15 protein-coding genes are annotated in these 13,436 nt (G+C 71.3%); 9 read left to right on the top strand and 6 right to left on the bottom strand.

Features of this window, described 5'->3' with window-relative positions; all coding sequences use genetic code 11:
* Nucleotides 1–15 precede the first annotated feature (15 nt).
* Nucleotides 16–225, top strand: coding sequence for a hypothetical protein (locus ACWGE1_RS00075; protein ID WP_301368272.1), 210 nt, complete (start codon nt 16–18; stop codon nt 223–225).
* 69 nt (nt 226–294) lie between these two features.
* On the opposite strand, the gene ACWGE1_RS00070 is transcribed toward ACWGE1_RS00075, so the two are convergent.
* Genes ACWGE1_RS00070 through ACWGE1_RS00050 form a run of 5 tightly spaced genes read right to left on the bottom strand, consistent with a single transcriptional unit; the run spans nt 295 to nt 5,727 of the window.
* Nucleotides 295–1,104: a type III pantothenate kinase gene (locus tag ACWGE1_RS00070; protein WP_453418287.1), complete on the bottom strand. Its 810-nt coding sequence runs from the start codon at nt 1,102–1,104 to the stop codon at nt 295–297.
* A 3-nt stretch (nt 1,105–1,107) separates the two neighbouring features.
* Nucleotides 1,108–2,076, bottom strand: coding sequence for a carboxylating nicotinate-nucleotide diphosphorylase (nadC, locus tag ACWGE1_RS00065; RefSeq protein ID WP_453418286.1), 969 nt, complete (start codon nt 2,074–2,076; stop codon nt 1,108–1,110).
* A gap of 2 nt (nt 2,077–2,078) precedes the next feature.
* Complete coding sequence (locus ACWGE1_RS00060; RefSeq protein ID WP_453418285.1) at nt 2,079–3,830, bottom strand: L-aspartate oxidase; 1,752 nt, start codon at nt 3,828–3,830, stop codon at nt 2,079–2,081.
* Nucleotides 3,827–4,819 carry a pantoate--beta-alanine ligase gene (gene panC, locus ACWGE1_RS00055; RefSeq protein ID WP_453418284.1) on the bottom strand — a complete coding sequence of 331 codons (993 nt, stop codon included), beginning with the start codon at nt 4,817–4,819 and terminating at the stop codon, nt 3,827–3,829. Before panC ends, ACWGE1_RS00060 begins: the two co-directional genes overlap by 4 nt.
* On the bottom strand, nt 4,816–5,727 hold the full coding sequence (locus ACWGE1_RS00050) for a Rossmann-like and DUF2520 domain-containing protein (protein ID WP_453418283.1): 912 nt from the start codon (nt 5,725–5,727) through the stop codon (nt 4,816–4,818). The genes panC and ACWGE1_RS00050 overlap by 4 nt, the downstream gene beginning before the upstream one ends.
* A 112-nt stretch (nt 5,728–5,839) precedes the next feature.
* Between ACWGE1_RS00050 and ACWGE1_RS00045 the strand changes: the two genes are divergently transcribed.
* The 7 genes from ACWGE1_RS00045 (at nt 5,840) to ACWGE1_RS00015 (ending at nt 9,837) form a co-directional block, all read left to right on the top strand.
* Nucleotides 5,840–6,970, top strand: a complete 1,131-nt coding sequence (locus ACWGE1_RS00045) for a threonine aldolase family protein (RefSeq protein ID WP_453418282.1) — start codon at nt 5,840–5,842, stop codon at nt 6,968–6,970.
* 220 nt (nt 6,971–7,190) lie between these two features.
* Nucleotides 7,191–7,376: a DUF397 domain-containing protein gene (locus ACWGE1_RS00040; RefSeq protein ID WP_384738986.1), complete on the top strand. Its 186-nt coding sequence runs from the start codon at nt 7,191–7,193 to the stop codon at nt 7,374–7,376.
* 109 nt (nt 7,377–7,485) lie between these two features.
* On the top strand, nt 7,486–8,055 hold the full coding sequence (locus ACWGE1_RS00035) for a hypothetical protein (RefSeq protein WP_453418385.1): 570 nt from the start codon (nt 7,486–7,488) through the stop codon (nt 8,053–8,055).
* A gap of 13 nt (nt 8,056–8,068) precedes the next feature.
* Complete coding sequence (locus tag ACWGE1_RS00030) at nt 8,069–8,236, top strand: hypothetical protein (protein ID WP_453418281.1); 168 nt, start codon at nt 8,069–8,071, stop codon at nt 8,234–8,236.
* 102 nt (nt 8,237–8,338) lie between these two features.
* Nucleotides 8,339–8,791 (top strand): BlaI/MecI/CopY family transcriptional regulator, encoded by a 453-nt coding sequence (locus tag ACWGE1_RS00025; RefSeq protein ID WP_453418280.1) that lies wholly within the window; start codon nt 8,339–8,341, stop codon nt 8,789–8,791.
* A gap of 11 nt (nt 8,792–8,802) precedes the next feature.
* Nucleotides 8,803–9,333, top strand: a complete 531-nt coding sequence (locus ACWGE1_RS00020; protein WP_453418279.1) for an amino-acid N-acetyltransferase — start codon at nt 8,803–8,805, stop codon at nt 9,331–9,333.
* Between the two features lie 165 nt (nt 9,334–9,498).
* A complete protein-coding gene (locus ACWGE1_RS00015; protein WP_052876537.1) occupies nt 9,499–9,837 on the top strand; it encodes a histone-like nucleoid-structuring protein Lsr2 in 339 nt (112 codons plus the stop codon).
* On the opposite strand, the gene ACWGE1_RS00010 is transcribed toward ACWGE1_RS00015, so the two are convergent.
* On the bottom strand, nt 9,816–10,397 hold the full coding sequence (locus ACWGE1_RS00010) for an SCO3374 family protein (RefSeq protein ID WP_453418278.1): 582 nt from the start codon (nt 10,395–10,397) through the stop codon (nt 9,816–9,818). The two genes, ACWGE1_RS00015 and ACWGE1_RS00010, sit on opposite strands and share 22 nt — an antisense overlap.
* A gap of 463 nt (nt 10,398–10,860) precedes the next feature.
* Here ACWGE1_RS00010 and ACWGE1_RS00005 point away from each other — a divergent pair, with 463 nt between their 5' ends.
* Nucleotides 10,861–13,386 (top strand): ATP-dependent Clp protease ATP-binding subunit, encoded by a 2,526-nt coding sequence (locus ACWGE1_RS00005; protein ID WP_266603452.1) that lies wholly within the window; start codon nt 10,861–10,863, stop codon nt 13,384–13,386.
* Nucleotides 13,387–13,436: the final 50 nt, after the last annotated feature.

The raw sequence follows: 13,436 nt of genomic DNA, 5'->3' as shown, positions 1-13,436 counted from the left end.
GGTGAGGCTTGGGTCATGACCGCAATCGAGCAGTACATGATCGACACCTACCGGGCGTCCCAGCAGGGCGCCCCGATGCCCCCGCCGCCCGGGCGGGACGACGTGGCCGTCCTGCGCTCGCTCCGCTCGTACGAGCAGGCACGCGCCGTCATGGACGGCAGATCGGGCCGACACCCCTGGCGTGCGGCCCTGCGCCGGATATTCGTCCGCCCGCGGGCGTGCTGACCGGGCGCGGAACCCGAGCCGGACCGGCCCGGGACCCCGACGCCCCGCCCGGCCCCCCGGGGGACCGGACTATGCAAAATTGGGCGCGTTGCGCTGGTACACCAGCCGCAGCCCGATCAGCGTCAGCCACGGCTCGTGGTCGTCGATCACCGAGGACTCGCCCAGCACCATCGGAGCCAGCCCGCCGGTGGCGATGACCCGGACGTCGTCCGGGTTGCCGTGCGGTCCGGCCAGCTCCTTCGCCATCCGGGCCACGACCCCGTCGACCTGCCCCGCGAAGCCGTAGACCACGCCCGACTGCATCGCCTCGACCGTGGACTTCCCGATCACGTTGCGCGGCCGGGTCAGCTCGATCTTCCGCAGCTGGGCACCCCGTACGCCGAGCGCGTCCATCGAGATCTCGATGCCCGGGGAGATCACCCCGCCCACGTACTCGCCCTTCGCGGACACCGCGTCGAAGGTGGTCGCCGTACCGAGGTCGACCACGATCGCCGGGCCCCCGTAGAGCTCGACCACCGCGACCGCGTTCACGATGCGGTCCGCGCCGACCTCCTTCGGGTTGTCCGTGAGGATCGGCACGCCCGTCTTGGTGCCCGGCTCCACGATCACCGCGGGCACGTCGCCGTAGTAGCGGCGGGTCACCTCGCGGAGCTCGTGCAGGACCGACGGCACCGCCGAGCAGATCGCGATGCCGTGGATCCCGTCGCCGAGCTCGCTGCCGAGCATCGGGTGCATGCCCATCAGCCCCTGCATGAGCACGGCCATCTCGTCGGCCGTGCGCTGCGGGTCGGTCGAGATGCGCCAGTGCTCGACGATCTCGTCACCGTCGAACAGGCCCAGGACCGTGTGGGTGTTGCCCACGTCGATGGTGAGGAGCACGGGTTACACCGCCTCGCGCAGATCGAGCCCGATGTCCAGGATCGGCGAGGAGTGGGTCAGCGCGCCGACCGCCAGGTAGTCCACGCCCGTCTCCGCGTACGCGCGCGCCGTGTCCAGGGTCAGGCGGCCCGAGGACTCCAGCACCGCGCGCCCGGCCACCAGGGCCACGGCCTGCGCGGTCTGCTCGACCGTGAAGTTGTCCAGCAGGATCAGGTCGGCGCCCGCCTCCAGGACCTCGCCGATCTGCTCCAGGGTGTCGACCTCGACCTCGATCGGGACCTCCGGGAACGCCTCGCGGACGGCCTTGAACGCCTGCGCGACACCGCCCGCCGCCACCACGTGGTTGTCCTTGACCAGCGCCGCGTCCGAGAGCGACATCCGGTGGTTGACGCCGCCGCCGCAGCGCACCGCGTACTTCTCCAGGGAGCGCAGGCCCGGCGTGGTCTTGCGGGTGTCGCGGACCTTGGCCGCGGTGCCCTCCAGCACGTCGGCCCAGCGGCGGGTGGCCGTCGCGATGCCGGACAGCCGGCACATGATGTTCAGCGCGCTGCGCTCCGCCGTGAGCAGGTCACGGGTGCGCGAGCGCACGGACAGCAGCAGCTGCCCGGCCTTGACGGCATCGCCGTCCTCGGCGTGCCGCTCCACCTCGAAGGCCTCCGTGCAGACCACCGAGAACACGGCCTCGGCGATGCGCAGACCGGCCACGACGCCGTCCTCGCGCGCGACGAAGTCGGCGACGGCCTCGGCCTCCTCCGGCACGGTCGCGACGGTCGTCACGTCCACGCCGCCGTCCAGGTCCTCGGACAGCGCCATGTGCGCGATGTCCTCGACCTCGATCGGGTCCAGGCCCGCGTCGGCGAGCAGCTGCGCCAGCGCGGGGTCGAGGCCGCTCTCCTCGCCGTCGCCGCAGGCGCAGTCGTCGCCGCAGCCGCCGTCGTTCTGGTCGATCAGGGGAAGTTCGGGGGTGCTCACGGTCACTGCTCCAGGCTCGGGGTGCTCAGGGGGTGCACGGACGGGAAGTCCGCGGTGTCGGTGGGTACGACGACCAGGGCGCGCCGCTCGGTCGCCGAGAGCCGGACGACGAGATGGCGGCGCCAGTGGGCATCGTCCCGGTCGGGGTGGTCCTCGCGCCAGTGGCAGCCGCGGGTCTCCACGCGCCGCTGCGCCGCGGCGACCAGGACCCGCGCCACGCACAGCAGGTTCGTGGCCTCCCAGGTGTCCACGCCCGGCTCGGCGGTCTTGCCGTGGGCTTCGAGGTCGTTCAGCGCGGTGGCGTACAGCGCTTCGAGAGCCTCGGCCGCCGCGCTCAGCGACTCGGCGGAGCGGAGCACGCCCGCGCCGTCCGTCATGATCCGCTGGACCTCGTACCGGGCCCCCGCGGGCTGCAGCGGGCCGGTCGCCGGGACCGGTATGCCCGGGCCGCTGCCGGCGGCCCGCTCGGCGACGATGTCCTCGGCGATCCGCTCGGCGAAGACCAGACCTTCCAGCAGGGAGTTGGAGGCCAGCCGGTTCGCGCCGTGCACACCGGTGCAGGCGACCTCGCCGCAGGCGTACAGGCCGGGGACGGTGGTCCGCCCGTGCAGGTCGGTCCGTACGCCGCCGGACGCGTAGTGCGCGGCGGGCGCCACCGGGATCGGCTCGGTCACCGGGTCGATGCCGTGCGAGCGGCAGGCGGCCAGGATCGTCGGGAACCGCTGCTCCCACATCTGCGCACCGAAGTGCCGGGCGTCCAGGTACATGTGCTGCGCGCCCTGCTCCTGCATGCGGCGCATGATGCCCTTGGCGACGATGTCGCGCGGCGCGAGCTCGGCGAGCTCGTGCTGCCCCTGCATGAAGCGCACGCCGTCCGCGTCGACGAGGTACGCGCCCTCGCCGCGGACCGCCTCCGACACCAGCGGCTGCTGCCCCTCGGCGTCGGGGCCGAGGAAGAGCACCGTCGGGTGGAACTGCACGAATTCGAGGTCGGAGACCTCCGCCCCGGCGCGCAGCGCGAGCGCCACACCGTCACCGGTGGACACCGACGGGTTGGTGGTGGCGGAGAAGACCTGGCCCATGCCGCCGGTAGCGAGGATCACGGCGGGCGCGTGGACGGCGCCGACCCCGTCGTGCTGGCCCTCGCCCATGACGTGCAGGGTGACACCGGCCGTACGGCCCTGCGCGTCCTGGAGCAGGTCCAGTACGAGGGCGTTCTCCACGGTCTCGATGCCGGCGGCCTGGACGGCCTCGACGAGCGCCCGGGAGATCTCGGCGCCGGTGGCGTCGCCGCCCGCGTGCGCGATCCGGCGGCGGTGGTGACCGCCCTCGCGGGTCAGTTCTATCTCGCCGGTCTCGGTGGAGGTGTCGAAGACCGCGCCGGTGGCCATCAGCCGCCGTACCGCGTCCGGACCCTCGGTGACGAGCAGCCGTACGGCCTCCTCGTCGCACAGGCCCGCACCCGCGACCAGGGTGTCGTCGAGGTGCTGCTCCGGGGTGTCGCCCTCGCCGAGGGCGGCGGCGATACCGCCCTGCGCCCAGCGGGTGGACCCGTCGTCGAGCCGGGCCTTGGTGACCACGACGGTACGGCGGCCCCCGGCGGCGCAGCGCAGCGCGGCGGTGAGGCCGGCCACGCCGGAACCGACGACCACGACGTCGGCGTCGAGGGACCAGCCGGGGGCCGGCGCGTGCAGCCGTATGCCGGTGCCCGTGCCGCCGTCGCTGCCTGCGGGGCCTCTGCCTGGGGTGCTCACGAGTGTGCTCCGAATTCCAATGGGATGTTGTCGATCAGCCGGGTGGAACCCACCTTCGCGGCGACGGCCAGCACGGCCCGCCCGGTGAAGTCCTGACCGGTCTCGATGAAGTCCAGCGGGTCCACCAGCGCCAGGTAGTCCAGCACGAGCGGCGGCTCGTGGCGGCCCGCCTCCTCCAGGACGTGGAGCGCGGCGGCCCGTACGGCGTCCGGCAGTCCGGCGCCCGCCGCCGAGACGGCGTGCGCGTCGGCGGAGGCGCGGATCTCGCCCAGCCGGGCCAGGGCGGTGGCGCGCTCGTCGCTGGCCGGGGCGGCCTCGGCGCGGGCGCGCAGCGCCGCCTGCGCGGCGAGCCGGTCGCGGCCGGCGAACAGGGCGCGGGACAGGGCCAGGGCGGTGTGCCGCTCGGCGGCGGAGAGGTAGCGGTTGCGGGACGACAGCGCGAGCCCGTCCTCCTCGCGGACGGTCGGTACGCCGACCACCTCGACGGGGAAGTTCAGGTCGGTCACCATCCGCCGGATCAGGGCGAGTTGCTGCGCGTCCTTCTGGCCGAAGAGGGCCAGGTCGGGACGGGTGAGGTGGAGCAGCTTGGCGACGACGGTCAGCATTCCGTCGAAGTGCCCGGGGCGGGTGGCCCCTTCGAGGCGCTCGCCCATGGGGCCGGCGCTGATCCGCACCTGCGGGTCGCCGCCCGGGTAGACCTCGTCGACCGCGGGGGCGAACACCGCGTCGGCGCCCGCCTCTTGGGCGATCGCCACGTCGGAGTCGAGGGTGCGGGGGTAGCGGTCGAGGTCCTCGCCCGCCCCGAACTGCAGCGGGTTGACGAAGACGGTGACGACGACCTGACCGTCCGGCCCGGCCTCTTCGCGGGCCGTGCGGATCAAGGTGGCGTGGCCCTCGTGGAGGGCGCCCATGGTCATCACCACGGCCCGGCGGCCGGTGCGCGACAGCTTGTGCAGCTCCTCTGCGGTGTGCAGCAGCAGATCGGTCACTGGTCGCCCCCGTCGGACTCCGTGTCGGCGAGCACGCCGAGCAGGTCCTCGGCGAGTTCGGGTTTGAGCAGACCGTGCGCGAGGGCCCGGTCCGCGGTGGTGCGGGCCATCGCCAGGTACCCGGCGACCGTGGCGGGCGCGTGCCTGCGCAGCTGCGCGACGTGCGCGGCGACCGTACCGGCGTCACCGCGGGCGACCGGGCCGGTCAGGGCGGCGTCGCCGGAGCGCAGGGCGTTGTCGAGGGCCGCGCCGAGCAGCGGGCCGAGCATCCGGTCGGGGTGCTCCACCCCGGCCTTGGCCAGCAGCTCCATCGACTGGGCGACCAGGGTGACCAGGTGGTTCGCGCCGAGGGCGAGGGCGGCGTGGTAGAGCGGACGGTTCTCCTCCGCGATCCACTCGGGCTCCCCGCCCATCTCGATGACCAGGGCCTCCGCGGCCAGCCGCAGCTCCTCGGGGGCGGTGACGCCGAAGGAGCAGCCGGCCAGCCGCTGCACGTCGACCTCGGTGCCGGTGAAGGTCATCGCCGGGTGCAGGGCCAGCGGGAGGGCGCCCGCGCGGCGCGCGGGGTCGAGCACGGAGGTCCCGTACCGGCCGGAGGTGTGCACGAGGAGCTGTCCGGGCCGGATCGCGCCGGTCTCGGCGAGGCCCTCCACGAGGGAGGGCAGTGCGTCGTCGGGAACGGTGAGGAGCACCAGATCCGCCAGTTCCAGCACCTGAGCGGGCGGTACCAGCGGCACGTCGGGCAGCATCCGCGCGGCCCGGCGCACGGAGGTGTCGGAGACTCCGGAGACGGCGACGGGCCGGTGCCCGGCCTGCTGGAGCGCGCACGCCAGCGCGGGGCCGACGCGGCCGGCTCCGACGACGCCGACGGCGAGCCGGGCAGGGCGTGGCTGCTGTGATGGATTCACGCGGGGAGGGCCCTTCCGTTCCAGTCCGCGGGGGGTACCGGACGATACGCCGCCATGCTAGCTCCTGGGGCTATTGGCCGGTCCGTGGCGATGGAGGAGAGGATCTGTCCTCATGAGTGACGACAGCGAGGACACGGAACGCACGAAGCGGCTGGTCGCGGCCTGGCGCGGGGCGGGGCGGACCCTGTCCCGGAGCCTGCTGGAGCCCACCCTGGCGGAGCTGCTCGACTCCCTCGCGGAGGCCCCGTACGACATGGACGGCCCCGCCGACGTCTACGGCGACGGGATCGTCGCCGCACTGGAGCGCGAGGTCGCGGACCTGCTGGGGACGCAGGACGCGGCGTTCTTCCCCAGCGGGACGATGGCGCAGCAGATCGCCCTGCGCTGCTGGGCGGGCCGGACCGGGAACCCGGTGGTGGCGCTGCACCCGATGAGCCATCCGGAGCGGTGGGAGGGGGACGCGCTGTCGGCCGTCTCCGGACTGCGGGTGGCGCACCCGACCACGGAGGCACGCCAGCCGTCGGCGCAGGACGTCGCATCGCTCCGGGAGCCCTTCGGCACGCTGATGGTGGAGCTGCCCCTGCGGGACGCCGGCTTCCTGCTGCCCACCTGGGAGGAGCTGGAGGCGCTGACCGAAGCGGCCCGGGAGCGGGACGCGGTCGTCCACTTCGACGGCGCCCGGCTGTGGGAGTCCACCGTCCACTTCGGCCGCACACTGCCCGAGATCGCGGCGCTCGCCGACTCCGTCTACGTCTCCTTCTACAAGTCGCTCGGCGGCCTGAGCGGGGCGGCGCTGGCCGGACCGCGGGAATTCGTGGAGGAGACCAGGGTCTGGCGACACCGCTACGGCGGCCAGATCTTCCGGCAGTTCCCGCAGGCCCTGTCCGCGCTGGCCGGACTGGAACGGGAACTGCCCCGACTGCCGTCGTACGTGGCCGGGGCCCGGACGGTGGCCGGGGCGCTGCGCTCGGCGTTCGCGGACTCGACGGTCCCGTGGGCCCGGATCAACCCGGAGGAGCCGCACACGCACCAGTTCCAGGTGTGGCTCCCGTACGACGCTGACCGGCTGACGGATGCGGGCCTGCGCCAGGCGGAGGAGACGGGCACGGTCCTCTTCCGCCGCTGGTCCGCCGACGGCCCGCCGGGCCTCGCGGTGACGGAGGTCGAGGTCACCGGGCCGGGCCTGTCCTGGACGGAGTCCGACGTCCACGAGGCCGTCGCGGCCTTCGTGGCCCGCATCTGAGGGCCCCGCCGCCTGCGGGTCGCGAGATTCCGGGGCGCAGTCCCGGGAAACCGCGGAACGGCGAAAGGGCGGGGCGGGGAGCGGCTCGCGCAGCGATACCCGCCCCGCTCCGCCGGGAACCGGCGAAACACCGAATTCCACGAAAGCACCGGCCGGGGCCGACCTCGGCGATACCGTCCTTGGACGGCAATTACCGGCCACCGCGCCCGGAGGAGACACCATGACCACTCAGCCCGCGTGGCGGAAGTCCTCGTTCTGCACTGAGGGCGACGCCTGCGTATACGTCGCCACGGCCCCCGGAGCCCTCGTCAAGGTCGCCGACCGAGCCGACCCGGCCCACCTCGTGCTCGCCACCACCCAGGCCGCCTGGGCCGATTTCCTGCGAGCGGTCAAAGAGACCGGCTGAGGGACCGGCTGAGGGACCTGCGCGCCGCGCCGCGTCCGCGATCAGGGGATTTTGTCCGATTAGCGCGTATCTTCGGCCCATGCCCACGCCCTACGGATCCCGCGGCGGCATGGCGTTCAGCGCCGCTGAGCTGCACCTGCTCAGGCGCCTCCTCGCCCACGCCCTTCAGTCCTCCTCGGCCCCCCTGGCGGCCGAGGAGGTCCAGGACTGCCTGCGCCTCGCGCAGTCGGTGGACGACGCGGTCCAGGAGGCGGGCCGGCTCAGAGCGTTCCTCCTCGCGGACCTCGCCCGCTACCGCGGCGCCCTGCCCGGCAGCCTCTCCGGCTACCTGGAACTGCTGCAGGACGCCCTGGCCGCCGGGTACGAACCGGAGCCCGACGACCTCGCCGCCCTGCGGGCGCTGCGCGCCAATCCGGTCGCCGCCGCGCTGCTGGAACGGGTCCGGACCGTCGCGGAGCGGTCCGTGCGCCGGCGGCTGTCCACCACGCCCGCGCCCAGAACCCGGCTGCTGGCCCTCGCCGGCGGCAAGGACAAGGAAAAGGACGACCAGCCGCCGCGCCCGGCGCCGCACCCCGAGGAGCAGCCGCGCCCCGAGCGGCCCGTTCCGACCCCGGGCGAGGTGTTCCCGCCGCGCCGCAAGCCCGGCCCGCCCCCGGCGGCCGGGCGGGCCGCGGGGTAGCTACGCTGGGGGCATGGACTACGTCTCCGCGCTCGTGCCCCCCTTCGTGATGGCCGTGTTCTTCATCGCTCTCGTCGTGACGATCGTGAAGAGCCAGGGCGGTTCCAACAAGGCCAAGGAGGACGCGGCGGTCGACGCCGTGCTCGCCCGGGCCGAAGCCACTCAGCGGCAGCAGAAGTAACCCCTCAGGGCGTGCGGCTTCCCCGGCCGCGCGCCCGATTTTGTTGCGCGTTGCCGAGCGAATAGTCGGGCAATTCCGTACAAGCAGCACTATCGTGCTGATGTGCCTCGCCCCCTGGGAGAACTCGAAGACGCCGTCATGACACGGGTGTGGCAGTGGAACCGCCCGGTCACCGTTCGGGAAGTACTGGAAGACCTCCAGCAGGAACGGTCCATCGCGTACACCACGGTCATGACCGTTATGGACAATCTTCATCAGAAGGGCTGGGTCCGCCGGGAAGCCGAAGGCCGCGCCTATCGATATACCGCGGTCTCCACCCGCGCCGCCTACTCGGCCGCACTGATGAACGAGGCCTGGTCGACGAGCGACAACCCCGCGGCCGCCCTCGTGGCCTTCTTCGGCATGATGTCCGCGGAACAGCGGGAAGCCCTCCGCGACGCCGTGCGGGTCGTCCAGCACGACGGCGAGTCCGGCCCCGAGGCCGCCCCCGAACCCCCGGCTGCGCCGGCCGCCGAAGGGGACTCCGCCGAGCGCCCGCAGGAGCCGGGGCGATAGCGTCCGCAGCCATGGGAGAGTTTTCCTCTGCACATGCAGAAACAGTGACGATCCGCCGTGCCCGCACGCGTGATGTTCCCGCGCTGCGCCGCCTCCTCGACCAGTACGTGCAGCAGCGGATCCTGCTCGACAAAGCACCGGTCGTCCTTTACGAGGACATCCAGGAGTTCTGGGTCGCGGAACGCGACTCCGACGGTCAGGTCGTCGGCTGCGGCGCTCTCCACGTGATGTGGGAAGACCTCGCCGAAGTACGCACTCTCGCCGTCGACCGCGACTTGAAGGGCGGCGGAGTCGGTCATCAGGTGCTGGAGCAGTTGTTGCGGACCGCCCGCACGCTCGGGGTGAGCCGGGTTTTCTGCCTCACCTTCGAAGTCGAGTTCTTCGCGAAGCACGGCTTCGTCGAGATCGGCGAGACCCCGGTCAAGACCGATGTGTACATGGAGCTCCTGCGTTCCTATGACGAGGGTGTCGCCGAGTTCCTCGGTCTCGAACGAGTGAAGCCGAACACCTTGGGCAACAGTCGGATGCTTCTGCACCTCTGATCGATGGCCTCAGCTTTTCCGGCGCTCCGCGCACCTGTGGCCTATGTCCGAATCGCGCACGTTTCCCGCCCCGTTGCGGTCTCGAACCTCTCCCGGGGGGTTTGTGTTTTCCAGGCAAAAGCGGTTTCCTTTCCGCGTACTGCTTTTCGATGAAAGGAAATCCCGGTGGCACAGAAGGTTCAGGTCCTTCTTGTCGACGACCTCGACGGTGGCGAGGCGGACGAGACGGTGACGTTCGCTCTGGATGGCAAGACCTACGAGATCGACCTCACCACCGCCAACGCTGAAAAGCTCCGCGGTCTGCTCGACCCGTACACCAAGGGCGGCCGCCGCACCGGTGGCCGTGCCACCGCCGCCCGCGCCAAGGGCCGCGGCTCGGCGGCGACCGGTCACCCGGACACCGCGGAGATCCGCGCGTGGGCCAAGGAGAACAACTACAACGTGAACGACCGCGGCCGCGTCCCGGCCGAGATCCGCGAGGCCTACGAGAAGGCCAAGGGCTGACGGACCCCTTTCGTACGCCGCCCGAGGCGCGCCCGGTGGCATTCCGTCGCCGCCGCCGCCACCAGGCGTACGAGGTCGGGCCGAGCGGGTCCGGCGGCCCGCCCGGGACCGGGCAGGGCCGGCAGCAGTGCCTCACACCCCTGCTCGGGGGGTCGCAGCCACACGGCGGCCCCCCGAGGGCTTTCTCCCGGGGGAGCCGGGGCGGTGATCCGGCCACCCGTACCCAGGGCGGTCAGATCGAGGGCGACCCCGCCCCATTCCAGCCAGTCGAGCAGCCCGTCCAGCTCGTCTGCGCTCCCCGCGGCCACCAGGAACCGCATCCGGCGCCCCATCAGGGCCACCGGGCCCGTGGCGACGGGCCTGCGCAGCAGTGCGGCCCCCGCGTCGGACGGCAGCTCCAGCACGTCGAACCGGATCCCGGTCGCGAGCTGGAGGGGCGGCCCGCCCGTGACGGTCCAGCCGAGCTCTCTCCCGTACCAGGAGGCGTACGCGTCCTCCTCGGGCGCCGTGCGGGGCAGCGGCACGGTCGGCGGGGCGAGCGGCGGGAGGGTTACGGCCATGTCCGGAGCAACTTCCGAAACGCCCCGGGGTTACGCTCAATGTGACGGACCGCACCCATCTCGATGCGGAACGTAAACGTCCGTGGAGTCCGGAGTCCCGCATTCGGGACGGAACTGTGTTCGCCCTTAGCGGAGGGAACCGGTGCTACCGGCATGGAGTGTCAGTCCTTACGGGTAAGACATTCCTAGTGGATCGGGGCGACACGCTGATTTGACGGGCCTCCGTTCGCCGTCGGCGTACACGCATGACGGGTATCTGCCTGGCCTGCGGGAACATCGTCTCGCACCATCGAGTTGGAGCAGTTGTCGGCTCTTCAAGCCGGTTTTCCCGCTGATGCAGGGGCGAACCGCGGACGGATGTCGGCAGTTGGAATGAGCTGTCCCGCCCCGCGGGACTAGCATGCGGAAGGACAGGGCGGGGACCGACCCCGAACTGCCCGACCGCTCTGAGGAGCGATAAACGATGTTCGAGAGGTTCACCGACCGCGCGCGGCGGGTTGTCGTCCTGGCTCAGGAAGAAGCCCGGATGCTCAACCACAACTACATCGGCACCGAGCACATCCTCCTGGGCTTGATCCACGAGGGTGAGGGTGTCGCCGCTAAGGCCCTGGAGAGCCTCGGGATTTCGCTCGAGGCTGTTCGCCAGCAGGTTGAGGAGATCATCGGTCAGGGGCAGCAGGCCCCGTCCGGCCACATCCCCTTCACCCCGCGGGCGAAGAAGGTCCTGGAGCTTTCGCTCCGAGAGGCCCTCCAGCTCGGCCACAACTACATCGGCACCGAGCACATCCTGCTCGGCCTGATCCGCGAGGGCGAGGGCGTCGCCGCCCAGGTCCTCGTGAAGCTGGGCGCCGATCTCAACCGAGTCCGGCAGCAGGTCATCCAGCTGCTCTCCGGCTACACCGGTGGAGGCAAGGAGTCGGCCACGGCCGGCGGGCCGGCCGAGGGCACGCCCTCGACCTCGCTGGTCCTGGACCAGTTCGGCCGCAACCTCACCCAGGCGGCCCGCGAATCCAAGCTCGACCCGGTCATCGGGCGCGAGAAGGAGATCGAGCGGGTCATGCAGGTGCTGTCCCGCCGTACGAAGAACAACCCGGTCCTCATCGGCGAGCCCGGCGTCGGCAAGACCGCCGTCGTCGAGGGCCTGGCCCAGGCGATCGTCAAGGGCGAGGTTCCCGAGACGCTGAAGGACAAGCACCTCTACACGCTCGACCTCGGCGCCCTGGTCGCGGGTTCCCGCTACCGCGGTGACTTCGAGGAGCGCCTGAAGAAGGTGCTCAAGGAGATCCGCACCCGCGGCGACATCATCCTGTTCATCGACGAGCTCCACACCCTCGTGGGTGCGGGCGCCGCCGAGGGCGCGATCGACGCCGCGAGCATCCTCAAGCCCATGCTGGCCCGTGGTGAGCTCCAGACCATCGGTGCCACGACGCTCGACGAGTACCGCAAGCACCTCGAGAAGGACGCGGCCCTCGAGCGCCGCTTCCAGCCGATCCAGGTGGCGGAGCCTTCCCTCCCCCACACGATCGAGATCCTCAAGGGCCTGCGCGACCGCTACGAGGCCCACCACCGCGTCTCCATCACGGACGAGGCCCTCGTCCAGGCGGCGACGCTGGCGGACCGGTACATCTCGGACCGCTTCCTCCCGGACAAGGCGATCGACCTGATCGACGAGGCCGGCTCCCGGATGCGCATCCGCCGGATGACCGCGCCGCCGGACCTCCGCGAGTTCGACGAGAAGATCGCGGGCGTGCGCCGCGACAAGGAGTCGGCCATCGACTCCCAGGACTTCGAGAAGGCGGCCTCTCTCCGCGACAAGGAGAAGCAGCTGCTGGCGGCGAAGACCAAGCGCGAGAAGGAATGGAAGGCCGGCGACATGGACGTCGTCGCCGAGGTCGACGGTGAGCTCATCGCCGAAGTCCTCGCGACCGCGACCGGCATTCCCGTCTTCAAGCTCACCGAGGAGGAGTCCTCGCGACTGCTCCGCATGGAGGACGAGCTCCACCGTCGGGTCATCGGCCAGAAGGACGCCATCAAGGCGCTCTCCCAGGCCATCCGCCGTACCCGTGCGGGTCTGAAGGACCCGAAGCGTCCGGGTGGCTCGTTCATCTTCGCCGGTCCGTCCGGTGTCGGTAAGACCGAGCTCTCCAAGACGCTCGCCGAATTCCTCTTCGGCGACGAGGACGCGCTGATCTCCCTCGACATGTCGGAGTTCAGCGAGAAGCACACGGTTTCCCGTCTCTTCGGTTCGCCCCCCGGCTACGTGGGCTACGAAGAGGGTGGCCAGCTCACCGAGAAGGTGCGCCGGAAGCCGTTCTCCGTCGTCCTCTTCGACGAGGTCGAGAAGGCCCACCCGGATATCTTCAATTCCCTTCTCCAGATCCTGGAGGACGGTCGTCTGACCGACTCCCAGGGCCGGGTCGTGGACTTCAAGAACACGGTCATCATCATGACGACCAACCTGGGTACCCGGGACATCTCGAAGGGCTTCAACCTGGGCTTCGCGGCCCAGGGCGACACCAAGACCGGATACGACCGGATGAAGGCGAAGGTCAACGAAGAGCTCAAGCAGCACTTCCGGCCCGAGTTCCTCAACCGTGTCGACGACACGGTCGTCTTCCACCAGCTCACCGAGGAAGACATCATCCAGATCGTCGACCTCATGATCGCCAAGGTCGACGAGCGCCTGAAGGACCGCGACATGGGCATCGAGCTGAGCGGTGACGCGAAGCTCCTGCTCGCCAAGCGCGGCTACGACCCGATCCTGGGTGCCCGGCCGCTGCGCCGGACGATCCAGCGCGAGATCGAGGACATCCTGTCGGAGAAGATCCTCTTCGGCGAGCTGCGTCCCGGTCACATCGTGGTCGTCGGCAAGGAGGGTGAGGGCGAGGAAGCCAAGTTCACCTTCCGCGGTGAGGAGAAGTCGGCCCTGCCGGACCTTCCCCCCATCGAGGCCACGGGCTCCGGCCCGGACCTGTCGAAGGGCGCGTAAGCGCGACCGAGCACCAAAGGGGCGGCCCCGGGACTGAAAAGTCCCGGGGC

The sequence above is a fragment of the Streptomyces sp. NPDC054932 genome (assembly GCF_053610205.1).
Note: the sequence above shows the minus strand (reverse complement) of the source record. Positions and strands in the feature narration are given on the sequence as shown.

Excerpts from the sequence above, each read along its gene's own strand:
- ACWGE1_RS00075 (WP_301368272.1), top strand. The coding sequence starts at position 16 with ATGACCGCAATCGAGCAGTACATGATCGACACCTACCGGGCGTCCCAG.
- ACWGE1_RS00020 (WP_453418279.1), top strand. The coding sequence starts at position 8,803 with ATGGGAGAGTTTTCCTCTGCACATGCAGAAACAGTGACGATCCGCCGT.
- ACWGE1_RS00030 (WP_453418281.1), top strand. The coding sequence starts at position 8,069 with ATGGACTACGTCTCCGCGCTCGTGCCCCCCTTCGTGATGGCCGTGTTC.
- ACWGE1_RS00005 (WP_266603452.1), top strand. The coding sequence starts at position 10,861 with ATGTTCGAGAGGTTCACCGACCGCGCGCGGCGGGTTGTCGTCCTGGCT.
- ACWGE1_RS00010 (WP_453418278.1), bottom strand. The coding sequence starts at position 10,397 with ATGGCCGTAACCCTCCCGCCGCTCGCCCCGCCGACCGTGCCGCTGCCC.
- ACWGE1_RS00040 (WP_384738986.1), top strand. The coding sequence starts at position 7,191 with ATGACCACTCAGCCCGCGTGGCGGAAGTCCTCGTTCTGCACTGAGGGC.
- ACWGE1_RS00045 (WP_453418282.1), top strand. The coding sequence starts at position 5,840 with ATGAGTGACGACAGCGAGGACACGGAACGCACGAAGCGGCTGGTCGCG.
- ACWGE1_RS00035 (WP_453418385.1), top strand. The coding sequence starts at position 7,486 with ATGGCGTTCAGCGCCGCTGAGCTGCACCTGCTCAGGCGCCTCCTCGCC.